Annotated in this window: 26 protein-coding genes; 14 read left to right on the forward strand and 12 right to left on the reverse strand. The window is 52.8% G+C overall.

Annotation, left to right across the window (positions count from 1 at the left end; all coding sequences use genetic code 11):
* Both EVJ32_RS16485 and EVJ32_RS06245 read left to right on the forward strand, forming a co-directional pair.
* On the forward strand, positions 1-81 hold an 81-nt coding region (locus tag EVJ32_RS16485; protein ID WP_131436690.1), incomplete at its 5' end, for an IS3 family transposase.
* A gap of 197 nt (positions 82-278) precedes the next feature.
* Complete coding sequence (locus EVJ32_RS06245; protein WP_131457545.1) at positions 279-542, forward strand: hypothetical protein; 264 nt, start codon at positions 279-281, stop codon at positions 540-542.
* Positions 543-557: 15 nt separating this feature from the next.
* Here the strand turns inward: EVJ32_RS06245 and EVJ32_RS06250 are convergent, their stop codons facing one another.
* A complete protein-coding gene (locus EVJ32_RS06250) occupies positions 558-1,364 on the reverse strand; it encodes an HAD-IIB family hydrolase (RefSeq protein ID WP_161568784.1) in 807 nt (268 codons plus the stop codon).
* Between the two features lie 64 nt (positions 1,365-1,428).
* On the opposite strand from EVJ32_RS06250, the gene EVJ32_RS06255 reads away from it, so the two are divergent.
* The 6 genes from EVJ32_RS06255 (at position 1,429) to EVJ32_RS06280 (ending at position 4,652) form a co-directional block, all read left to right on the forward strand.
* Positions 1,429-1,680 (forward strand): hypothetical protein, encoded by a 252-nt coding sequence (locus tag EVJ32_RS06255; protein ID WP_070329166.1) that lies wholly within the window; start codon positions 1,429-1,431, stop codon positions 1,678-1,680.
* Positions 1,681-1,797: 117 nt separating this feature from the next.
* A complete protein-coding gene (locus EVJ32_RS06260; protein WP_131457549.1) occupies positions 1,798-2,358 on the forward strand; it encodes an RNA polymerase sigma factor in 561 nt (186 codons plus the stop codon).
* Positions 2,355-3,068, forward strand: a complete 714-nt coding sequence (locus EVJ32_RS06265; protein ID WP_131457552.1) for an anti-sigma factor — start codon at positions 2,355-2,357, stop codon at positions 3,066-3,068. The genes EVJ32_RS06260 and EVJ32_RS06265 overlap by 4 nt, the downstream gene beginning before the upstream one ends.
* Positions 3,069-3,151: 83 nt before the next feature.
* Positions 3,152-4,063, forward strand: coding sequence for a Gfo/Idh/MocA family protein (locus EVJ32_RS06270; protein ID WP_131457554.1), 912 nt, complete (start codon positions 3,152-3,154; stop codon positions 4,061-4,063).
* 16 nt (positions 4,064-4,079) lie between these two features.
* Positions 4,080-4,265 (forward strand): hypothetical protein, encoded by a 186-nt coding sequence (locus EVJ32_RS06275; protein WP_131457556.1) that lies wholly within the window; start codon positions 4,080-4,082, stop codon positions 4,263-4,265.
* Between the two features lie 57 nt (positions 4,266-4,322).
* Complete coding sequence (locus EVJ32_RS06280; RefSeq protein WP_131457558.1) at positions 4,323-4,652, forward strand: DUF4349 domain-containing protein; 330 nt, start codon at positions 4,323-4,325, stop codon at positions 4,650-4,652.
* Positions 4,653-4,669: 17 nt separating this feature from the next.
* On the opposite strand, the gene EVJ32_RS16280 is transcribed toward EVJ32_RS06280, so the two are convergent.
* Together EVJ32_RS16280 and EVJ32_RS06285 are read right to left on the reverse strand one after the other, a co-directional pair.
* A complete protein-coding gene (locus tag EVJ32_RS16280; protein ID WP_167615757.1) occupies positions 4,670-4,831 on the reverse strand; it encodes a hypothetical protein in 162 nt (53 codons plus the stop codon).
* Between the two features lie 605 nt (positions 4,832-5,436).
* Positions 5,437-6,285, reverse strand: coding sequence for an HAD family hydrolase (locus EVJ32_RS06285; RefSeq protein WP_131457559.1), 849 nt, complete (start codon positions 6,283-6,285; stop codon positions 5,437-5,439).
* Between the two features lie 166 nt (positions 6,286-6,451).
* On the opposite strand from EVJ32_RS06285, the gene EVJ32_RS06290 reads away from it, so the two are divergent.
* The 4 genes from EVJ32_RS06290 to kynB all read left to right on the forward strand — a co-directional run bounded on the left by EVJ32_RS06290 (position 6,452) and on the right by kynB (position 10,861).
* Positions 6,452-7,966, forward strand: a complete 1,515-nt coding sequence (locus tag EVJ32_RS06290) for a BCCT family transporter (protein ID WP_131457560.1) — start codon at positions 6,452-6,454, stop codon at positions 7,964-7,966.
* A 127-nt stretch (positions 7,967-8,093) separates the two neighbouring features.
* The gene (kynU, locus tag EVJ32_RS06295; RefSeq protein WP_131457561.1) at positions 8,094-9,371 is read left to right on the forward strand and encodes a kynureninase; all 1,278 of its coding nucleotides are present in this window, start codon (positions 8,094-8,096) and stop codon (positions 9,369-9,371) included.
* Positions 9,372-9,382: 11 nt separating this feature from the next.
* Positions 9,383-10,222 (forward strand): tryptophan 2,3-dioxygenase, encoded by an 840-nt coding sequence (gene kynA / locus EVJ32_RS06300; protein ID WP_131457562.1) that lies wholly within the window; start codon positions 9,383-9,385, stop codon positions 10,220-10,222.
* 12 nt (positions 10,223-10,234) lie between these two features.
* Positions 10,235-10,861, forward strand: a complete 627-nt coding sequence (gene kynB / locus EVJ32_RS06305) for an arylformamidase (RefSeq protein ID WP_131457563.1) — start codon at positions 10,235-10,237, stop codon at positions 10,859-10,861.
* Positions 10,862-10,894: 33 nt separating this feature from the next.
* Here kynB and EVJ32_RS06310 read toward each other — a convergent pair whose 3' ends face one another.
* Positions 10,895-11,764, reverse strand: a complete 870-nt coding sequence (locus EVJ32_RS06310) for a MurR/RpiR family transcriptional regulator (RefSeq protein ID WP_131457564.1) — start codon at positions 11,762-11,764, stop codon at positions 10,895-10,897.
* A 204-nt stretch (positions 11,765-11,968) separates the two neighbouring features.
* On the opposite strand from EVJ32_RS06310, the gene EVJ32_RS06315 reads away from it, so the two are divergent.
* The gene (locus EVJ32_RS06315) at positions 11,969-13,366 is read left to right on the forward strand and encodes a 6-phospho-beta-glucosidase (protein ID WP_131457565.1); all 1,398 of its coding nucleotides are present in this window, start codon (positions 11,969-11,971) and stop codon (positions 13,364-13,366) included.
* Between the two features lie 39 nt (positions 13,367-13,405).
* Here EVJ32_RS06315 and rbsB read toward each other — a convergent pair whose 3' ends face one another.
* From rbsB to EVJ32_RS06350, 7 genes are all read right to left on the reverse strand, one after another.
* On the reverse strand, positions 13,406-14,317 hold the full coding sequence (gene rbsB / locus EVJ32_RS06320) for a ribose ABC transporter substrate-binding protein RbsB (protein WP_070329453.1): 912 nt from the start codon (positions 14,315-14,317) through the stop codon (positions 13,406-13,408).
* A 22-nt stretch (positions 14,318-14,339) separates the two neighbouring features.
* Entirely contained in the window at positions 14,340-15,236 is an 897-nt protein-coding gene (locus EVJ32_RS06325; RefSeq protein WP_131457566.1) for an ABC transporter permease subunit, read from the reverse strand.
* Positions 15,237-15,306: 70 nt separating this feature from the next.
* The gene (locus tag EVJ32_RS06330) at positions 15,307-16,785 is read right to left on the reverse strand and encodes a sugar ABC transporter ATP-binding protein (RefSeq protein ID WP_131457567.1); all 1,479 of its coding nucleotides are present in this window, start codon (positions 16,783-16,785) and stop codon (positions 15,307-15,309) included.
* Positions 16,786-16,796: 11 nt separating this feature from the next.
* Positions 16,797-17,186, reverse strand: a complete 390-nt coding sequence (gene rbsD / locus EVJ32_RS06335; protein ID WP_070329456.1) for a D-ribose pyranase — start codon at positions 17,184-17,186, stop codon at positions 16,797-16,799.
* Positions 17,186-18,070 (reverse strand): ribokinase, encoded by an 885-nt coding sequence (rbsK, locus tag EVJ32_RS06340; RefSeq protein WP_131457568.1) that lies wholly within the window; start codon positions 18,068-18,070, stop codon positions 17,186-17,188. Before rbsK ends, rbsD begins: the two co-directional genes overlap by 1 nt.
* Positions 18,067-19,050, reverse strand: a complete 984-nt coding sequence (locus EVJ32_RS06345) for a LacI family DNA-binding transcriptional regulator (RefSeq protein WP_131457569.1) — start codon at positions 19,048-19,050, stop codon at positions 18,067-18,069. Before EVJ32_RS06345 ends, rbsK begins: the two co-directional genes overlap by 4 nt.
* A gap of 185 nt (positions 19,051-19,235) precedes the next feature.
* A complete protein-coding gene (locus EVJ32_RS06350; protein ID WP_131457570.1) occupies positions 19,236-19,790 on the reverse strand; it encodes a GNAT family N-acetyltransferase in 555 nt (184 codons plus the stop codon).
* A gap of 68 nt (positions 19,791-19,858) precedes the next feature.
* Between EVJ32_RS06350 and EVJ32_RS06355 the strand changes: the two genes are divergently transcribed.
* Complete coding sequence (locus EVJ32_RS06355) at positions 19,859-20,305, forward strand: DUF4385 domain-containing protein (protein ID WP_131457571.1); 447 nt, start codon at positions 19,859-19,861, stop codon at positions 20,303-20,305.
* Here the strand turns inward: EVJ32_RS06355 and EVJ32_RS06360 are convergent, their stop codons facing one another.
* Positions 20,306-20,743, reverse strand: a complete 438-nt coding sequence (locus tag EVJ32_RS06360) for a GNAT family N-acetyltransferase (RefSeq protein WP_131457572.1) — start codon at positions 20,741-20,743, stop codon at positions 20,306-20,308. It lies immediately after the preceding gene.
* Positions 20,744-20,818: the final 75 nt, after the last annotated feature.

The raw sequence follows: 20,818 nt of genomic DNA on the forward strand, positions 1-20,818 counted from the left end.
ATATCGTTCTACAACCACGATCGTTTCCAGAAACGACTAAACGGCTTGAGCCCTGTCGAATACAGGTCTCAAGCCGCCTAGGCTGGTTTTCATTATTTGCCCTGTCTACTTGACGGGGAGCAGTTCATAAACGGTTCTTCGGGTGTTTTTGAATGTGCTCCGCGGTCAAAGTAACCGTTTACGGCACGGTGATTAGTGAAATATAACCATTACTTATTTAGCCGATTGACCACCGCGACCAAAACATGAGAGAACTGGACCCTCTAAAGGAGTTTACAATGTCATTTATTACCGACCACGAATTGTACGAACGCATCCAACAAAAAGACGCCCTCGCTTTAGAACTCCTATACGACCGTTACGAACGAATCTTATACGCCGTTACACTGCGTTTGACGACACGCCCTGACTTGGCGGAAGCCGCCCTCGTGACCGTGTTCACCGAACTTTGGCACAGTCACGTCTCGTTTGATTTGTCCACGAGAACGGTTCGGTCCCATTTGCTCGCGAGCGCGCAACAATCGGCACTCCGTTTCGCTTAAAGTGCATGAAGTGGACTAGTGCGACCGTGTCTCCTGCACAAATCGCGTCAACACCTCTAGTATTCCTTCCGCATAACTTCCCGCGGTCACACGATCGTGCTCAGACTTGGCTTGCTTCGTCCCGTTGCCGAGGACGTATCCGTTACCGACGTGCTTCAACATTGCCAAGTCGTTCCCACTGTCACCGAACGCATACGCTTCGCCCACTTGAAATGCACAGCGGGTACAGACGTAATCGACCGCGGCGGTCTTCCCGGCTCCGCGTGGGATGAAGTCGATATCATACGCCCCGACGGGATCTCCGGCGAGCGGATTGCAACGACTGACGTTGACGGCGATCCCAAAATCACGAGCGGCCGTTTGGATACGCTCTAGCTCGACTTCATCTTCACCGAAGTAATAATAGTTGTGCATCCACGCGTTCGTCCCCATGTTCGTCTGCGGCTCAATCGTGAGCGCATGGTGAGCCAACGTGTTGACGACCTGTTCGACACGGCGAGAGAAATCAGACGGGAACAGTGACTGGAAGTTCGAGTCTAGCTCGAGTTCTCCTGCAGTTGTAATATGGTATAGCTCTGTCCCGAGGCTCGAGGCGATCCGATGTGGAAAGTAGCGCATGTCGGCCCGCCTCACCTTCTCAGCAATCGTCTCAAGCGAGCTCCCCGTCACCCACATCGTCGACAACCGATGGGAGTGCTGCTCGAGAAAATCTTCGAGCCGCCGCAATTGCTCGAGCTGTTCAGATGTACACGCATGCGGGAAATACGTCTCGTCGAAATCAAAACAGACGAGCGTCCGCCCCTCGTTCGTAAATCGTTTCATGGTCATCCTCCTTGTGTCGTCATACCCCATCTCGTATAGTAAAAGGACGAAAGGAATGAGCGACATGAAAAATCGATTAAGTCGGTACTACTGTCAGTATAGCGGAATCCTGATTGGTTTCGCCCTCGTCTTCGCCTTTTTGTCCGGTGTGCGGACGTATCCGTTCTGGCATCAGTCGCTGTCAAACGGGCCCGCGCTTGTCATGACACTCGTCACGGCGGCGCTGTTCAGCTACGCGACACATCAATTGCTCACCTACTTGAATTTACGACTCTTCCGTCAAATCGGGGATGCAACTTCCACGTGTTCACGTTGAACACGATGGATACATACGATCATTCACAAAATAGTCATAATCAAATAGGCATCCATTTGATGATTCTATCCGTTAGATAAATACAAGGGACTCCCTTCATGAGTAAAGGAGAACGCCATGACTGATATTGAATTGTATGAGCGCGTCAGGAAAAAAGACAAGCAAGCGCTCGAAACACTATATGACCGCTACGAACGAATCTTGTACGCGTTCGTCATGCAACTGACGAAAGACCGCGACCTCGCCGAAGAAGCGATGCAAGAAGTCTTCATCAAGCTGTGGCGCGGCGGCGGTGTGTACGACGAGTCGAAAGGCAAGTTCAAATCGTGGCTGTTCACGATGAGCCGACACGTCACGATCGACTTGATTCGAAAACGCAAACCCGATTTACAGCTCGATGAATCATATGCTGAAGCGATTCCTTCCCCGTCCCCTTCTGTCGAGACCGAGGTCGAGTGGCAAGAAGAACGGACTCAAATCGAGACGGCGATGGCCGAGTTGCCGGTCGAGCAACAAAAAGTCGTCCGGCTCATGTATTTCCAAGGTCTCAGCCAGCAGAAGATTGCCGACGCGTGCGACATCCCGCTCGGTACCGTAAAAGGAAGGATTCGATTAGCGCTGAAACAGTTACGAAAACATCTATCCCATGACGATATAGATAAGGAGGTGGAACGATGAACGCCTGTGACCAATTGATCGACTATTTCAACCAACATTTAACGGAAGACGAACGGATTCGCTTCGAGGCACATTTGGCAACATGTCAAACTTGCCAAGAAGAACTCGAACAACTCGAGGCACTTGTCGGAGGCGTCGCGTTCCTCTCTGAACCGACCGAACCACCGAGCGGCATGAAGGCTCGCATCCTCGACAACGTCTTCGCCGAAGACGCAACTGAACCGAAGCTCGTTAAAGCCGAACCGGCTCCCGTCACACCGTTCACGAAAACCCGTAAGAAGCAGAAGTCATCGTGGGGAGCGCTCGCACTCGCGGCCGCACTCGTCCTCTCACTCGTCGGTAACGGCTATCTGTTAATGACTCAAGACGAGCCGACCGCGATCACCTTGACCGATACCGTACCACTCGAAGGCGAATCAGAAGGGGTCGCCTACTTGGCCGAACAAGACGGCGATCGCCAACTCATCGTCCAGACGAACGGCCTCGCACCGCTCGAGGCGAACGAAGTGTATCAAGTCTGGTTGCTCAAGGACGGATCTCCGATTCCGACCGGTGCGTTCGTCACAGACGATAAAGGCAACGGTACCGTCATCTATACGCTCGACTCGACCGAGTTAGCGACAGATTGGGACACGGTCGCCGTCACGAAAGAGCCTGAACGGGGCAATCAAACACCTGAGGGCGACATCGTGTTAAGTGCCAGTCTCTGACATAGAATCGGATGACTTTACGCGTGAAGCGTAGGTGTCATCCGGTTCTTTTTTCGTTATGATGAGAGAAAGGAGTGGTACATATGAGAAAACCGAAAATCGGTGTCGTCGGCCTCGGCGGCATCGCCCAAAAAGCGTACTTGCCCATCTTGACGAACAGCACGTCGTTCGAACTTGTCGGCGCCTACTCTCCGACACAGACTAAACGGGATGAAATCTGTCGGGCTCATCGGATGGAATCGTTCATGGGACTCGATACGCTCGCCTCGTCTGTCGATGCGGCGTTCGTCCATAGTTCGACCGAGACGCATTACGAGGTCGTTTCCTACTTACTCGCACAAGGCGTCGACGTGTACGTCGACAAGCCGCTCGCCGCAACCGTCGAACAGGCGGAACGGCTCGTCGAAACGGCAGAGCGTACGAACCGCAAGCTGATGGTCGGCTTTAACCGTCGCTTCGCCCCGATGTATACTCAAGTGAAGGCAGCGGCCCCGTTCCACTCACTCGACTTCGTCAAGCACCGGGGAGACGGCTTGCGCGGACACGATTACCGGTTCACGTTACTCGACGATTACTTGCACGTCGTCGATACGCTCCGCTATTTTGCCGGAAGCGACTTACGGCTCGTGACGGGACAGATCGAGACGACCGCATCGAACGGACTCCATTTCGCACGTCACGTCTGGCAAGATGAAAACGGCCTGCATACGACGTCGATGCATCGCAAGGCGGGCGTCAATCACGAAGGACTCGTCGCCATCAAGGACGGACTTCGTTTGACGGTCGATGAAATGGTGACGCTCAATCGCTTCGAGCACGGCACGCATTCGACCGAGACGTTTGGTTCGTGGGATACGTTGCTCACGCAGCGCGGCTTCCAAGGAGCAATCGACCACTTCATCACGGCGCTGACCGACGACACTCCGATTTTGACGGACGGACGCGAGGCGTTGCTCACCCAACAACTGGTCACAGACTTGTTCGGCAGACGCTGAGAGGATGAGAATTCGCATGAATTTCTTGTTTTACATCATGATCATCGCCGTCAACGCCATCGTTGCGGACACGATCATCAAGACGCGCAAAGTCCGCATCGAGGAGCTTCGTCTCAAAGTCGAGCAAGAAAAGCTGGCAATCCAGCGGCTCGAACTCGAGATGAAGCGCGACCAGGACAAATTGGATGAACACGGATTTTAAAAAGACGGTCGACCCTTCATCGGGCCGACCGTCGTCGTTTCCCATGACCGGTACTTCTTGAACAAACTGTTCCCAATCACGTATTGGCTCGATGGGACGATGACCCGTTTCCCGGGAAATGTCGCCTACGCGCTTGAAAAACGGGTTGAACCTCACATCGCTGAACCCGTCTCGCAACCGAAAGCCAAAATAGCCAAACCGCAACGGCCCGTCGATACCGCGGCCGACGAGGCACGATTGAACCAGCTCGAAGATGATCATCAGCGTCTACTCGCTCAAATGAACGACACGAACGACGTCGAGGAACTGATGACGCTGCAACGACAAGCCGAGGCGCTCCAAGCTGACATCGATATGCTACCCCATCAGTTGCTTGAATCGATTTAACGACGAACGACGCCGTGTCAACGGCGTCGTTTTTGTTCGAACCAGGATTGGACTAAAAAGCCGGTCACACCGACCGCCATCAAAAAATACGGGACGACGCGCGGCACCGCGCTCGCCTCTCCGATTGACATGAGCAGCAGTCCGCTCACGAACGTGCCGAGCCAGTACAATTTCGGCATAAATTCACCCCTTCGCCCATCACCTAAGAAAAAGCGCCACACGTGTGGCGCTTAACGGTGAGCATTTTCTAAAAAAGCGGACTTTCACCCGATCGAGAAACATCTCGATCGACCGTCCCATCGGATTGGTCAAATACGTGCTAGAAAATCGACGCGATTCACGCAATGATTTCTGAGCGTACGTTCGTCTAGAGGTCGATATAGCCTGGCACAGAAGCAAAAAACGGTTCCGGATTGGCATGTTACCGACACTTCGACTGTGAAAAATGAAATCTGTCACGAACCTCGTCCTGCTCACCTCTGTTTCCAGAAAAATCGATATCCGTTGACGTCTGCTTCCCCAAAGCATCATGTTTGTCTGCCCCTTGCCGTTTTAACATACGCAAGGTGGACGACAGATCGGATATGAAGGACGGTCACACAGGTCGATTTTTCTGACATGCTGTCTCTCGTTTCACCGAGCCGGCCTCGGCCAAACAACGACTGAATCTTTGTTTCATTCGTTGCCCCCTTTCAGCTCAACACGTTGAATGAGGACTACATTAATACAATAGCCGTTCTGCCCAGCGACGAACCCTAGTTCACCATTTCTTCAAAATTTCAGCTCATACATAACGATCCAGCGCATACGCGACTCCATCCGCCTCGACGTCTTTCGTAATATGGGTACTGATGTCTTTTAACGGATCGACCGCGTTACCCATCGCAATTCTCGTCTCCGCCACTTCGAACATCGAGATGTCATTCAAGTTGTCCCCGATCGCAACGATCTCTGCTTGCGGGATCTGATGATGCTCGGCGAGCTGCTTCAGCGCCATGCCTTTACTCGCCTTCGGATGTCCCATTTCAATCTTCGTCCATCCAGCCGTCGTGATCAAAATATCAGTCCTCGGCTCGTACAGCTTCCGTAGCTTATGCAACTTACGACGATCGAACGAATAGATGAACACTTTGTACACTTCATCGGCTTCAAAATCAATCTCGTCAATCGTATCGACGTACGTCAGGCCGAACTGTTCATTTTGAATCTCGATCTCCCGCTCGCCCCACTCTCGGGTGAACGACTGGTCGTGCGGTAACACCTCATCTAATTCGCCTTTTAACAAGTCGGTACCCGTGAACAACACTTTGACACCGGCGTTCGTATAAAACTCGACGTACGTATCGTGCTCATGCGCCACGTCCCACAACTCCTGAACGACTTGTTTTGGAAGGGCGTGATAGTAAATGCGTTCATTTTCATAAAATGCGATCGCCCCGTTCCCGGAAAGGATCGGACATGTCAACTCGCTCCGCTTCAAAATTTCCTCGATATCATGGATTGAGCGTCCTGACGAGATGGCGACCAAATCACCGCGCTCCTGGCGTCGCCGGATTGCTTGTTGGTTCGCTTCCGTGATGACACCGGTGCGCGACAATAACGTCCCGTCTAAGTCGATGGCAATCAATTTCATTTGATTCTCTCCTTTCAGCATGCTCATCTTCATTCTAATTCCCTGATTTGCTCAGTCTCAACTGTCAGATTGCACAGTTAATGAAAACTCCGGTTTCCTGATTTCAAAATTAGGGAATTTATTATTAGTTCCAAATAATATTTGTCCGTTCGGAAAGGAGTTTTTTATGAACATCTCACCTGAAAAACCGCGTTTGAATCGTGTGTTTTACATCTCTACGAGCATCATTGCCCTGCTCGTCTTATTCGGCGCGATTCGCCCGACATTATTTGCTGACATCGCCGGCAGTATCTTCAACTTCACGACCCAGTCGTTCGGTTGGTTTTACTTACTCGCCGTCTTCTTTTTCGTCCTCTTCTTAATCTTCCTCGCTTTCAGTAAGTACGGAAAGATTCGTCTCGGGACAGACAGCGATCGCCCGCAATACCCGTTCTTCACTTGGATCGGAATGTTATTTTCGGCCGGGTTCGGGGTCGGGCTCGTCTTTTGGGGCGTCGCTGAACCGATGAGTCACTTCATCACGCCCCCCTATGCGGATACGACTGAACTGACAGTCGAGGGAGCCCGACTCGCCATGGCCTATTCGTTCTTTCACTGGGGTGTCAGTCAATGGTCCGTCTTCGCCATCGTCGGATTGATCATCGCCTACTTCCAGTTTCGCCGGAACACAGATGGACGAATCTCGACAAGTTTATCCCCGCTCATCAAAGAACGGCCTTACAAACAACCGCTCAACCAAACAATCGACATTTTTGCCGTCATCGCGACGGTCATGGGTGTCGCGACGTCGCTCGGGCTCGGCGTCCTGCAAATCAATGGCGGACTGAATAGCGTCTTCGGGTTGCCGAACACGGCACTCGTCCAAGTCCTCATCATCATCGTATTGACCGTCTTGTTCTTGACGTCGACGACGACCGGGCTCGATCGCGGGATCAAATGGCTCAGTAACATCAACCTCGGAACGGCACTCGTGTTGATGGTGTTCGTCTTCTTCGCCGGTCCGACCATCTTCATCTTAGAGACGTTCACGCTCGGGCTTGGCGACTATTTGCAAAACTTTATCCGCTATAGCCTCCGTCTCCAACCGTATCAACAAGGGACATGGGTACGGGACTGGACGATCTTCTACTGGGCATGGGCCATCGCCTGGTCGCCATTCGTCGGCGCGTTCGTCGCTCGTGTCTCACGCGGCCGTACGATTCGCGAATTCATCGTCGGTGTTCTCATCGTACCACCGTTCATCGCGCTCATGTGGATCGCTGTGTTCGGAGGAACCGCCCTTCATCTCGACTTGTTTGAAGGGACATCGATCGCCCAGGCAGTTGATGCCGACGTCACGAGCGCCTTGTTCGTCACGTTTGCCGAACTGCCGTTCAGTTTCATCCTGTCTGTCTTGTCGATTTTATTGATTCTCACGTTCTTGATCACGTCGGCCGACTCGGCGACGTATATCATCAGCAGCATGACAACGAACGGAAGATTGAACCCGCCGCTTTCCGTCCGCATCGTCTGGGGCATCTTGCTCGGTGGCATCGCCGCTGTCCTGCTCATCGCGAGCGGGCTCGAGGGGCTACAGACCGCTTCCTTGATCTCGGCGCTACCGTTCACGATCATTCTAATCTTGATGGTGTACACGCTGTTCAGCTTGTTGCGTCAAGAGAACATCAAAAAAATCAAATGAGCTTGTCTGAGCCGCCGATTTCATGGCGGCTCTATTGCTGTCTCGATGCGTCGGTCCGTGTTGACACGTATGCGTCCGATTGCTACGCTTTTGTCAGCATGGCACGATAGTCAAAGGGGGAAATGGTATGGTTCAAGATTTCACACGCGGTTATGCGGAGACGCGAGACGCAAGCGATTCACTCGCACGCTACCGGGGAGAGTTTTACTTGCCGCAAGACGGGATCTACATGGACGGGAATTCGCTCGGCCTGTTATCGAAACGAGCCGAGAAGACGCTGCTCGAATCGCTCAGTGATTGGAAAGAACTCGGGATCGACGGCTGGATGTCGGGGCGCCATCCGTGGTTCAACCTGTCAGAAGAGCTGGCCGCACTCAACGCGCCGCTCATCGGTGCGAGTGCCGACGAAGTCATGGTCACCGGATCGACGACTGTCAACTTGCACCAGCTCGCCGCGACGTTCTTTAAGCCGGTCGGCAAGCGGACGAAGATTCTCGCCGATGCGCTGACGTTCCCGTCGGACATTTACGCACTTCAAAGCCAACTCCTGCTACGCGATCTCGATCCGGCCGAGCATCTCGTGCAAGTGCCGAGCCGTGACGGCCGTTATTTAAATGAGGATGACATCATCGCCGCTATGACTGACGACATCGCGCTCATCGTCTTGCCGACGGTGTTATACCGGAGCGGTCAAATTCTCGACATGGCCCGACTCGCCAAAGCCGCACACGAACGCGATATTTTGATCGGCTTTGATGCATGCCACTCGGTCGGTGCCATCCCGCACGCGTTTCACGCTTGGGGCGTCGACTTCGCCTACTGGTGCAACTATAAGCATTTGAACGGCGGACCGGGAAGTGTCGGTGGGCTGTTCGTCCACGAGCGTCATTTCGGGACGACACCAGGTCTTGCCGGCTGGTTCGGATCAAGAAAAGATAAGCAGTTCGACATGGACCATACGATGACACCGGCTGAGCATGCCGGTGCGTTCCAAATCGGGACACCACACGTCATGAGCCTCGCGCCGCAACTCGGCGCGCTCGAGATGTTCAACGAGGTCGGCATGAAAGCGATTCGTGAGAAGTCGCTCGCTTTAACGACGTATATGACCGAATTGATCGATGAACTGCTCGAACCGCACGGCTTCGTCATCGGCAGCCCGCGCGATGAAAAACGACGCGGTGCCCACTTGAGCCTCGAGCATCCGGAAGCGGCTCGTATCTGTAAAGCGCTCAAACAACATCGCGTCATTCCTGATTTCCGAGCGCCGAACATCATCCGCCTCGCACCGGTCGCGCTCTACAACACGTTCACCGACGTGTACGACGTCATCATGATCTTGAAAAAAATAATGGACAACAAAGAATACGAGGCGTTCGAGAACGTCCGTGAAGTCGTGGCTTAAGGAGATTAACGATGAGTGAACGTATCGAACATAAAGTCGAGCAATCGATTCAAACTGACTTTTCAAAAGCCATGTCGTATGGCGACTATTTACAGCTCGACCCGATCTTATCGAGTCAACATCGCCTGTCGGACCACCACGACGAGATGCTGTTCATCATCATCCACCAGACGAGTGAGCTGTGGATGAAGTTGATCTTGCATGAGTTGACGGCGGCCGTGACAGCCATCGAAACGGGTGAGCTCGAACGCTCGTTCAAAATGCTCGCCCGCGTCTCGAAAATCCAACAACAGCTCATCCAATCATGGAGCGTCCTCGCGACGCTCACGCCGGCCGAATACTTAGAGTTCCGTGACGAGCTCGGCTCGTCATCTGGTTTCCAATCGTACCAGAACCGCCAGATTGAATTCGCGCTCGGCTTTAAAAACGCACGGACGCTCAGTGTCTATGCCCATGACGAGGCACTGTATCCGCTCCTCGAGGCGTCACTGAACGCACCGAGCATCTATGACGTGACCGTCCATGAGATGCACCGCCGCGGACTGCATATCGACGCGGACGTGCTCAACCGGGACGTGACGCAAGACTGGGAGTGGAACGAGAGCGTCGAGAACGCTTGGGCCGCCGTGTACCGGGACGTCAACACGTATTGGGACTTGTACGAACTTGGAGAGAAGTTGCTCGACATCGGCAACCAACAACAGATGTGGCGCTTCAACCATATGAGCACGGTCGAACGGATCATCGGTCAAAAAATGGGCACGGGTGGATCGTCCGGCGTGAACTACTTACGCCGCGTCCTCGACCACCGTTTCTTCCCTGAACTATGGACCGTCCGGACAAAATTGTGAGGAGACATGACGATGACACCATGGATTGACGTATCACAGCCGCTCGAAGACTCGATCACGACATGGCCGGGCGATACCCCGTTCAACTACGAGATCGCTTGGCCGATGGCGGACAGCGGCTCCGTCAACGTCGGCAAAGTGACGATGAGTCTACATACAGGCACACATATTGACGCCCCGTTCCATTTCGACGATGCCGGCAAGCGGGTGATCGACCTCGACCCCGGGCTCTACATCGGACCGGTCCGGGTCATTCATTTGCCCGGGCGACAAAAGATTGAAGCAAGTGATTTGGACGGATTCGACTTGACCGGTGTCGAGCGCCTCATCCTGAAGACGGACGGATGGCCGAACAAAGCTGAATTTCCAAGCCAGATCCCGGAACTGACGCCATCCCTCGCCGAGCGGTTGGGACAGCTCGGTATTTATTTGATCGGTCTCGACCTGCCATCGGTCGACGCCATCGACAGTAAAGACATGGACGCCCACCACGCGCTCGCGCGGAACGGCGTCCACATCCTCGAAGGGCTCGTCCTCGATGCGATCGCGCCCGGGGATTACGAATTGAACGCCGTCCCGCTACCGATTGTGGAAGGCGATGGTAGTCCGGTGCGCGCGCTCCTACGTTCGCTCGACTGATCGACAGGCACCTCTTCGCGTGAAGGGGTGCCTTTAGTCTTCTTGCATGACCTCGCTCGAGCTCTTGCGGTGGTCGAACCGCTTGGATATTTGAATTTTGTACGCCAAATTTTCATCGTAGTCTTTCGAGAATATGCCGGCGTATAAGAGGTCGAGCAGACAGTGAATCGAGTCGTTCGAAGTGAAGCTTCCGATTTTGGAGTAGAGCCGCTCGCGCGTCGTCAAACGGAGCGTGCAATCTGCCTGATTTGAAATCGCATTCTCGCCGAGGCTCGTCAAGGCGAGCACCGGCACCCGGCGGCTCTTCAAATAAGGAATGAGGCCGACCGTATAATCACTCTCCCCTGTATACGAGATCAGGAGCGCGCACGTCCCTTCATCTGAGTTCGCTGCCTCGAACTCGGCGTCCACCTCACATAGTGTGACTTGCTTGCCAATGCGATTCATTTTGGACTTGAAGTCGTGGCAGAGCAGCAAGTTATGAATGATTGAAAAGACTTTAATATGCCGGGCCTCATGTAACATCGTCACGGCTTGCTCGAACGCCTCATGGTCGAGAAGCGACAACGTGTCTTCAATCGTCATCTGCTTCAGCGCCGCCACCTTATTCGCTACCGTCATCAATCCGTCTTCGGCTACAAACGGATAGTTGGCGTCAATCGTCGAGAAGTGACGGTTCAAATAGTCGATCTCCTCTAAAAAAACAGTCTTCAAATCGACCCAACCCGAGAACTCGAGCTTTTCGGCGATTCGACTTAGTATCGATGGGTGCGTGTACGTCGCCTCAGCAATCTGTTTCATCGTTTGGCTGGAGATGTGTTCCCGCTGTTCAAATAAATAATCGATGACGCCTCGTTCCGACGGTGAGAACAAATCTTGTTTCAGCTTTTCGGTCAACAACATATCTGGTCTCCTCTCGTGAATGAAATTCACAAAAATAATTCTTTTTTTGTTTTGTTTTGTAAACGCTTTCGGAGTTGTCTGTAAATCTATTGTGTTCATTTCTCTATATTCTATACTGAAATGGACATGAGGAAATACACCAAGCAGTCAATTCCATTTACACACCGCTCAATTTTTTGTGAACTATATGAGGAGGAGATTGAAATGACAACCGGAATCAAACTCGTCACGATCGGTGGCGGCAGCAGCTACACGCCAGAATTGATGGAAGGGTTCATCAAGCGTTACGAGGAGTTGCCGATTCGCGAGATTTGGCTCGTCGATATCGAGGCCGGCAAAGAGAAACTCGACATTGTCGGGCGGATGGCACAGCGGATGTGGGACGCGTCGCCATATGACGTCCAAGTGCATTTGACGCTCGACCGCCGGGAAGCGTTACAAGACGCCGACTTCGTGACGACGCAGTTCCGTGTCGGCTTGCTCGACGCTCGGATCAAAGACGAACGGATTCCGCTCTCCTACGGCATGGTCGGGCAAGAGACGAATGGGGCCGGCGGCATCTTGAAGGCGTTCCGGACGATTCCTGTCATTCTCGACATCGTCGAAGATATGAAACAGCTCTGTCCAAACGCCTGGCTCATCAACTTCACGAATCCGAGCGGCATGGTGACAGACGCCATCATCCGATACGGGAACTGGGACAAAGTCATCGGACTTTGCAACGTCCCGGTCAATGCGATGATGGCCGAACCGGAACTGATCGGCAAGAAACCGGGAGACTTGATTTACTCTTTCGCCGGATTGAATCACTTCCACTGGCACCGCGTGCATGACGTGACCGGTCGTGATGTGACGCGCGACATTATCGACAAGATGTATGATGCGGATGCCGGGATTCCGGCCAATATTCACGATATGCCGTTCTTTAAAGAACAGTTGCATCAGATGAATATGATCCCGTGCGGCTACCATCGCTACTATTATCGCGCCGAAGAGATGCTCGCCCATATGCTCGGAGAGTACCGAGATCCGGCTGTCGGGACACGGGCCGAACAAGTGAAACAGACGGAAGCCGAGCTGTTCGAACTGTATAAAGATCCGCACCTCGACCATAAGCCGGAGCAACTGTCGAAGCGGGGCGGCGCCCATTATTCGGACGCGGCGTGCGAGACGATCGCCTCGATCTATGCGAATAAAAACACGCACATCGTCGTCTCGACGAAAAACAACGGGGCCGTCCCTGACCTTGCTCCGGACGACGTCGTCGAAGTGTCCGCCTATATCGGTGCTAACGGCGCGAAACCGATCGCGTTCGGCTCACTCGCACCAGCCGAAAAAGGGTGGCTCCAAGTCATGAAAAACATGGAGCTGTGCGTCGAAGAAGCAGCTGTGACTGGGAATTACGGACTTGCTCTTCAAGCGTTTATCATCAATCCGCTCATCCCGAGCGGCGAGACCGCGAAACGGGTGCTTGATGAACTACTCATCGCCCATAAAGCTCACCTGCCTCAGTTCGCTGACAAAATCGCCGAACTCGAAGCGAGCGGTGTCACGATCAGAGACGAAGTCGTTCAAGCGCTCCGTCCAATCGAGCACGCATAAAAAACAGCCGGCGCATCTAAGATACGCCGGCTGTTCTCATTATTTGATCAACTCGAGGTCGACCGGAATATTTTCTTCCACGGTCTCACCTTTCAAGTAGTTGACGGCTGCTTCGACACCGAGTTTTCCGATCTCTGTCGGTTTTTGTGCCACCGTTGCGGCCATCGTTCCGTCTTCGACAGCTTTGACCGCGTCATCCGTCGCATCGAAACCGATGACTTTGACGTCGCTCAATCCGGCGCTGCTCAATGCTTGGACTGCACCGAGCGCCATTTCGTCATTGTGCGCGAACACCGCGACGATATCTTTATTGTCTTGGAGAATGTTTTCCATGACCGTTAAGCCTTGGGCCCGGTCAAAGTTTGCCGATTGCTTGGCCACGACGTCGAGTTTTCCATCGATTGCCTCGTTGAAGCCTTGACCGCGATCGCGTGTTGCCGATGCTCCTGGAATACCTTCTAATTCAACAACTTTCCCGCCTTCCCCGACAAGTTCAACCATGTATTCACCAGCGAGCTTCCCGCCGGCGACGTTGTCTGACGCGACGTGGGCGACGACTTCTCCCGATTCTGCGTTCCGGTCAACCGTGATGACAGGGATACCGGCATCGTTCGCGCTTTGAACAGCGGCTCCGACTGCTTCAGAATCTGTCGGGTTAATCAAAATCAAATCCATGCCTTTTTGAATCATATCTTCGACGTCACTCACTTGTTTCGCCGCATCGTTTTGTGCGTCCGCCACAGTGAGTGTCGCATCGAGTTGCTTCGCCTCTTCTTCAGCTCCATCTTTCAAGGCGACGAAGAACGGGTTGTTCAATGTAGAGATGGAGAGTCCGATCTTAAAGTCCCCATCTTTTGGTTCTTGTTCCGAACTTGTTCCTGGTTGTTCCGTCGAACAAGCCGCCATCATGACCATTGTCAATACGAGTAGCCAAGCTGTCCATTTTTTCATCTTTCGTTTCCCCTTTCGATGATTAAGCGTTTTGTTTGCGATCGAGCAATACCGCAAATAAGATCACGGCCCCTTTTACGACAAGCTGGAAAAATGACGAGACGCCGAGAAGATTCAAGCCGTTATTCAACGTGCCGATAATTAGAGCGCCAATCAATGTCCCAACAATCCATCCGCGACCGCCCGCAAGACTCGTTCCCCCGAGAACAACAGCCGCAATCGCATCAAGCTCGTATGAAGTACCTGCTGTCGGCTGAGCCGAATTGAGACGTGACGTTAAAATGATTCCTGCTAACGCTGCCAACATGCCTGACAACGAGTAAATCATCACTTTGACTTTGTTGACGCCAATCCCCATCAGTTTAGAGGCTTCCTCATTACCGCCAATCGCGTACGTATGGCGGCCGAACGTCGTTTTTTTCAAGATGAAGTAGAGTATGCCGAACGCGATCAACATCGTGACCGCCGGCACCGGAATGATCCATAAGTAGCCGCGCCCTAACATTTCAAACCAAGTCGAGTCTCCTAAACCTGTGATTGGCCGGCCATCCGTGTATACGAGCGTCAGCCCTCGGTAGATGGTCATCGTCGCCAGCGTCGCAATGAACGGCGCGACTTTCCCGTATGTGATGACGGCTCCGTTAAACGCACCGAGCACGGCACCCGCAATCAATCCGAGCGCGATCGCCATGACAGCGTGTTGGCCGTCGACCATCATCCCGGCGACAAACGCCGAAGAGAGGGCGAGAATCGACCCGACTGATAAATCAATTCCTCCGGTCAAAATGACGAACGTCATCCCGAACGCAATCAAGGCGTTGATGGAAACTTGCCGCAAGACGTTAAAGATGTTGTTCAACGAGAGAAATCCTGGTTCGAGAGCCGTCACCACAACGATGATGGCAAGTAATCCGAACAGTGGACCGAGTTTTTGCCCCCATCCGAGCTTTTGTGGTCACTGCAGCGCAGCCGTTGCTTTCAATTCCATATCATTGTCCTCCTGTCGCATATGTCATGACTTTTTCTTGCGTCGCCTCGTCTTTTGCTAACGTCCCTGTGACGACGCCTTCTCGCATGACGACGATCCGATCACTCATCCCGAGCACCTCGGGTAAATCCGAAGATACCATGATGATTGCGACACCTGCCTCTGCCAGTTCGCTCATAATCGTGTAAATTTCTTTTTTCGCCCCGACATCGACTCCTCGTGTCGGTTCGTCAAGGATTAACACATCTGGTTCGACACCAAGCCACTTGCCTAGAACGACTTTTTGTTGATTCCCGCCAGAAAGCGACTTCACTTTTTGTTCCATCGAATGATGTTTGACACGCAGCTTCTTCAAATAACCGTCCGCGAAGCGCTCCTCGTCTTGTCTCGAGATAATTGTGCCTTTCGCCCGTTTATCGAGCGTTGGTAGCGACAAGTTTTCTCGTAACGAGAAGTCGAGGAGCAACCCTTCGCCTTTTCGGTCCTCTGTCAAAAAAGCGATACCGTGACGAATCGCATCAGCCGGCCGTTTGATTCTTATTTCTTTTCCATTCAGTTTGACGACACCGCCTTTTGTTCGATCGGCGCCGAACAAGGCGCGCATCACCTCGGTCCGACCGGCTCCCATCAATCCTGAGAAACCGACGATTTCACCCGCCCGTACATTGAACGAGACGTTGTGGAACCGGTTACCTATCAAACCATCAACTGCGAGGACGACGTCGCCAATCGTGGCGGTCCGGTCCGGATAACGTTCCCCGATCTCGCGTCCGACCATCTCTTTGACGATTTCTTCAAATGACGTCTCGGCGATTGGATGGGTCCCGATCGACACCCCATCCCGGAGAACGGTGATGCGGTCACACAGTTCAAAAATCTCTTCCATCCGATGGGAAATATAAATGATGGACACGCCTTGGTCACACAGTGCACGCGAAACCGAGAACAACGCCCGAATCTCACGGTCGGTCAAGGCGGCCGTCGGTTCGTCCATAACGATGACTTTCGCGTCTGTCATGAGTGCTTTCGCGATCTCAATCATCTGTTGTTGACCGACGGATAAGTTTTTAGCGAGCTCATCGACTTCCATGAATACGTTCAGCTCCGCCAAATATTCCCGGGCGCGGCGCTTCATCTCTTGTTGCTTGATGACACCGAACGGACCGGTCAACTCCCGACCGAGGAACAAGTTTTCCATCACCGTCAATTCCGGCAAAATATTCAACTCTTGATGGATGAAGGCGATGCCGGCTCGTTCTGCTTCTTTCGGATGTTTGAACTGCCGCACGGCACCATCGATTTGGACATCCCCTTCGTCTTGCGCGTGAAGACCGGTCATCACTTTCATGAGCGTCGATTTCCCGGCCCCGTTCTCACCCATCAACGCGTGAATTTCACCAGGTAACAGTTCAAAGTCCACACCTCTCAATACACTCACCGGACCGAATGACTTATGGATGCGTTTCAACTGGATGTGCATCGAACCCCTCCTTAAAATAAAACGCCGGCGTGTAAAATGACGTTCGCATACGGTGTCGCTTCACCTGTACGAATGACGACTTTCGCCTGCTCGACTTCGCGCTTGAACGCTTCATGCGAGCACGTCTTGACCGTTTCGAATCGTTCAGTCAACGCTTTAGCAATCGGCTCGTTCTCGGTGAACACTTCGTCCGCCACCGTAATCTGTTCGATGACCATGTCAGCCTCAACCGCATTCAACACATCAAGAAATGACGGCTCGCCGAGACGGAGCGCTAAATCGACCCGTTTTACTCCTTTCGGGATCGGCAGTCCGCAATCGGCGATGACGACTGTATCCGTATGTCCCAGGTCAGCAAAGACTTTTGCCAAATGACTATTGAGAATCCCATGTTTTTTCATCACACTCGCTCCAATCGTCTCATCACGTCGGCTCGGTTCGGCATCCCGCCTTGAGCCCCGAACCCTTCCACGCTCATGCCCGAAGCTACGACGGCAAAACGCGCGGCTTCTTCTAAATTGTTTCCTTCCACGAGGGAAACTGCGAGAGCGCCATTGAATGTATCTCCCGCTCCGGTCGTATCGACGACATTCGCCCGGATGGCTGGGATATGTTGAATCGTCTTCCCGTCGAAGAAACGAACACCTCTTACTCCTTCTGTCACAATCAATTTGTTTGGGTAACGGCGCAATACGTCTTCAATCGGCAAGTCGCCGAATAGATCGCGGCATTCGTGCTCGTTCGGCGTCACGTAAGTCACCTTTTCAAGTAACTCACTCGTGAGCGCTTGAGACGGCGCCGGATTTAACAGGACTGGAATATTTCGCTGATGACAGTACGTACTCACTTGTTCGACGGTTTCAATCGGAATTTCTAGTTGCAACAAGACAAGCGTCTGATCATCAAGCAGTTGCTCCAACTCCACGTCGGTGAAGCGTACATGCTTGTTCGCGGATTGAACGACGACGATTGAGTTATCGCCGTCTGCTAATACGATATGCGCCGTCCCTGTCACTTCTTCGCCAATCGTTCGCAAATGACGCGTCCCAACCTGGTTCTGTTCAAAGTTTTGACGGATTATATTCCCAAATTCATCGGATCCGATACAACCGACCATCTCGACCTGACCACCTAGTCGAGCGGCAGCCACTGCTTGGTTGGCGCCTTTTCCACCGGGTACCGTCTGAAATGTATTCCCGATGACAGTCTCTCCAGCCTGCGGACGTTTATTTGTCGTGACAACCAAATCCATAGATACACTCCCGATGACAACAATTCGGTTCATGCGTCATGCCCCTTTCGTTTCGTCGTCTGTCGCTCTGTCAGTGTGACAGGCAATAAAATTTCTTTTGTAGCGGTCTCTTTCTTTTCAATCAAATCAAGAAGCCGCTCGGTCGCTCGTCGCCCCATCTCATAGATCGGTTGAGCAATCGTCGTGAGTGGCGGAGACGTCATCTCACCTAATTCGATGCCATCATACCCGATGACTTGTAAGTCTTCAGGCACCCGGACGTTGCGACGCACCGCTTCCTGCAAGACTGCGGCGGCGATGACGTCATTGGCGGCAAACACGCCGTCGAACGGCCAATACTCGTCAAATAATGTTTGTGCCGCTGTGAGTGCCTCTTTGAATGCGAAACTAGAATGTGTCATCCCGACGAGCCGGTCACCCGCCACGTCGAGAAAACCATCTGTCCGTCGCCTTACCGTTAGGAGGTGCTTAGGCCCAGCGATATGAGCAAGCTTTGTTGCCCCACAGCTCAACAGCGTCTCCGCTGCGAGGCGTCCACCTTCATACCCGTTCGAGATGACTGCATCAATCCCCGGCTTGACGATACGATCTAACGCCACCATCGGTAGTTCTAACTTTTCATAGTTCGGGTTATCCGAATGGTTCGTCGTAATAATCAGTCCATCAACATGCATCGTCTGAAGAGCGACCAAATACGTCTGCTCTTTTGAAAGTTGCTCATCTGTGTTGCAAAGTACGACCTGATAGCCATGCTGGTTGGCCACGTCTTCAATCGCTCGGGCCAACTGTGGAAAGAACGGATTTGTAATGTCCGGCATGATCAAGCCGATCAAGCCCGATGTCTTTTTAAATAATGAACGCGCGACTCGGTTCGGGGCATAGTCAAGTTCGGCGATGGCCCGCTCGACGGCTTCCCGCGCTTCTGCACTTACGTATCCGTTATTGTTCATGACACGGGACACGGTCGCGACAGAAACGTTCGCTCGTTTGGCCACTTGTTTGATTGTCGCCATCTCGCCCCTCCTTCTTTGGTAACGCTTACAAAACAAGCATAATGTGTAACCGGTTACATATCAACTATTTTTTAAGAAATTTAAAAACTTCGATTTTTCCTAGCTAATAATTAACAATAGAGGCGCGTCTATCCACCAGGGACGACGCGCCTCTACTCGAAATCTTTTGACGTTTTTCTGCTCCCTTAGTTAAGAGATGAGCGGTTGTCATAATCATCACGCGTGATGACATAGACTAAACTTCGAACGGTCCGTCCGTCCAACCGAGTCAGCTCTTGCGTCGTCGTGAACGCATACGTGAAACCGCACTTCTCGACGACACGACGCGACCGGTCATTGAAGTCAAAATAACCGCACCAGATCAGTTCTAAACCAAGGTCGACAAATCCGTGACGAAGCAGCTCACGCACCGCTTCCGGGACGTAGCCTCTCCCCCAATGATCCGGACTGAGCACGTAGCCGATTTCACGCTGGTTGTCGTGTTGGATATCCGGGTCCGGGCGTCGGTCGTGCAAACCGATGCTGCCGATCAGTTCGCCGGTCGCTTTCAACGTGATCGCCCAGACGTCTTGATCTTGCTGGAACATACGGATGACGTCCCGCGTCTCGTCGACGGACTCGTGCGGGGCCCAGCCCGCCATCGGTCCGACCCGCTTATTCTTCGCATAGCGATGCATCGCTTCGGCGTCATCGAGCTGAAACGCTCTGAGCCGTAGCCGTTCTGTGTCTAATAGAATCATGTCAGCTACTCCTTCGCTCGTTTCCCTCGCCTCCGTTCCGGGAACAACGGAACAGAGGAGGGATGACGATGCCGTTTGATTATGATCTTGATTTTGAGACGATCGATTTCCGAAAACACCCCGAGCTCTATCGCGTCGGACGCAGTGAACAAGGTGTGTTGCTCGTCGAACCTTACAAGAGTGAGATTTTGCCGCACTGGCGCTTTAAGACACCGGACATCGCCCGCCAATCTGCCGATGAGATCATGGAGCTGTTTGAAGCATATCGGGCAAACGATGATTTCGTCGGCATGGACATGGCGCGGAAATTCATCCAGATGGGCCATACCCGGGCCCGTCGTTACGCGAACTATAAAGGCGGCCGCAAGTATAAAGACGACGGCGCTATTCACGATCGCCAAATCGACGAAGAGAAAGCCGAATCGGCACGCATCTTTAAAGTGCAGTGGGACGAGATTCGGGCTGACGAGGACTACTTGAAACGTAAGAAGGCTCATCAGAAACAGTACGGTTGATCATTTGACCATGACAATAAAGCGGGTCGTCCCTTTTTCAAACGAAGCGACTTGTTGAAAGCCGAGCTGTCCATACAAATAGATGGCTCGTCGATTGAACACAGCCACGGTCAATCGGAGTGGTCTGCCTTCTCGCTCGGCTTCTCGCATCACTGTCTCGACGAACGCTCGACCACGTCCTTGTCCGGTCCGCGCCGGATGCATCCCGAGCCCGATATCAACGTACGTCCCGCTATAGTCATACGTCGCGTTCGGGACTTGGGCGTATGTGCCGAGGCAGAAAAAGCCATATAGCCCTTGATTATGGACCGCGCAATACGTCATCAGCTCGTTGATGCCTTCGGCCGAAGCTACTTGGTTATAAAAATCATATGGCGGCTCATACGTCCACGCTTGGATCGCATGGGCGTCTTTTTCTGTCATAGGACGAATTTCCATTTGCGCCTCCTGTCTCACGTCTTACTCCTGTTCGTGTCCTACACGAAAAATCCCTGTCGCTCCATACAAAAAAGG

The sequence above is a fragment of the Exiguobacterium sp. SH5S4 genome (assembly GCF_004337045.1).
In the GTDB taxonomy this organism is placed as follows: Bacteria; Bacillota; Bacilli; order Exiguobacteriales; family Exiguobacteriaceae; genus Exiguobacterium; species Exiguobacterium aurantiacum_A.

Coding starts and splice junctions, on each gene's coding strand:
- EVJ32_RS06355 (WP_131457571.1), top strand. CDS start 19,859: ATGCCGTTTGATTATGATCTTGATTTTGAGACGATCGATTTCCGAAAA.
- EVJ32_RS06350 (WP_131457570.1), bottom strand. CDS start 19,790: ATGATTCTATTAGACACAGAACGGCTACGGCTCAGAGCGTTTCAGCTC.
- EVJ32_RS06255 (WP_070329166.1), top strand. CDS start 1,429: ATGAAAAATCGATTAAGTCGGTACTACTGTCAGTATAGCGGAATCCTG.
- EVJ32_RS06315 (WP_131457565.1), top strand. CDS start 11,969: ATGACAACCGGAATCAAACTCGTCACGATCGGTGGCGGCAGCAGCTAC.
- EVJ32_RS06345 (WP_131457569.1), bottom strand. CDS start 19,050: ATGGCGACAATCAAACAAGTGGCCAAACGAGCGAACGTTTCTGTCGCG.
- EVJ32_RS06250 (WP_161568784.1), bottom strand. CDS start 1,364: ATGAAACGATTTACGAACGAGGGGCGGACGCTCGTCTGTTTTGATTTC.
- EVJ32_RS06245 (WP_131457545.1), top strand. CDS start 279: ATGTCATTTATTACCGACCACGAATTGTACGAACGCATCCAACAAAAA.
- EVJ32_RS16280 (WP_167615757.1), bottom strand. CDS start 4,831: ATGCCGAAATTGTACTGGCTCGGCACGTTCGTGAGCGGACTGCTGCTC.
- kynU (WP_131457561.1), top strand. CDS start 8,094: ATGGTTCAAGATTTCACACGCGGTTATGCGGAGACGCGAGACGCAAGC.
- EVJ32_RS06265 (WP_131457552.1), top strand. CDS start 2,355: ATGAACGCCTGTGACCAATTGATCGACTATTTCAACCAACATTTAACG.
- EVJ32_RS06360 (WP_131457572.1), bottom strand. CDS start 20,743: ATGGAAATTCGTCCTATGACAGAAAAAGACGCCCATGCGATCCAAGCG.
- kynB (WP_131457563.1), top strand. CDS start 10,235: ATGACACCATGGATTGACGTATCACAGCCGCTCGAAGACTCGATCACG.
- EVJ32_RS06285 (WP_131457559.1), bottom strand. CDS start 6,285: ATGAAATTGATTGCCATCGACTTAGACGGGACGTTATTGTCGCGCACC.
- EVJ32_RS06310 (WP_131457564.1), bottom strand. CDS start 11,764: ATGTTGTTGACCGAAAAGCTGAAACAAGATTTGTTCTCACCGTCGGAA.
- rbsB (WP_070329453.1), bottom strand. CDS start 14,317: ATGAAAAAATGGACAGCTTGGCTACTCGTATTGACAATGGTCATGATG.
- EVJ32_RS06275 (WP_131457556.1), top strand. CDS start 4,080: ATGAATTTCTTGTTTTACATCATGATCATCGCCGTCAACGCCATCGTT.
- kynA (WP_131457562.1), top strand. CDS start 9,383: ATGAGTGAACGTATCGAACATAAAGTCGAGCAATCGATTCAAACTGAC.
- EVJ32_RS06270 (WP_131457554.1), top strand. CDS start 3,152: ATGAGAAAACCGAAAATCGGTGTCGTCGGCCTCGGCGGCATCGCCCAA.
- rbsD (WP_070329456.1), bottom strand. CDS start 17,186: ATGAAAAAACATGGGATTCTCAATAGTCATTTGGCAAAAGTCTTTGCT.
- rbsK (WP_131457568.1), bottom strand. CDS start 18,070: ATGAACCGAATTGTTGTCATCGGGAGTGTATCTATGGATTTGGTTGTC.
- EVJ32_RS06260 (WP_131457549.1), top strand. CDS start 1,798: ATGACTGATATTGAATTGTATGAGCGCGTCAGGAAAAAAGACAAGCAA.
- EVJ32_RS06330 (WP_131457567.1), bottom strand. CDS start 16,785: ATGCACATCCAGTTGAAACGCATCCATAAGTCATTCGGTCCGGTGAGT.
- EVJ32_RS06290 (WP_131457560.1), top strand. CDS start 6,452: ATGAACATCTCACCTGAAAAACCGCGTTTGAATCGTGTGTTTTACATC.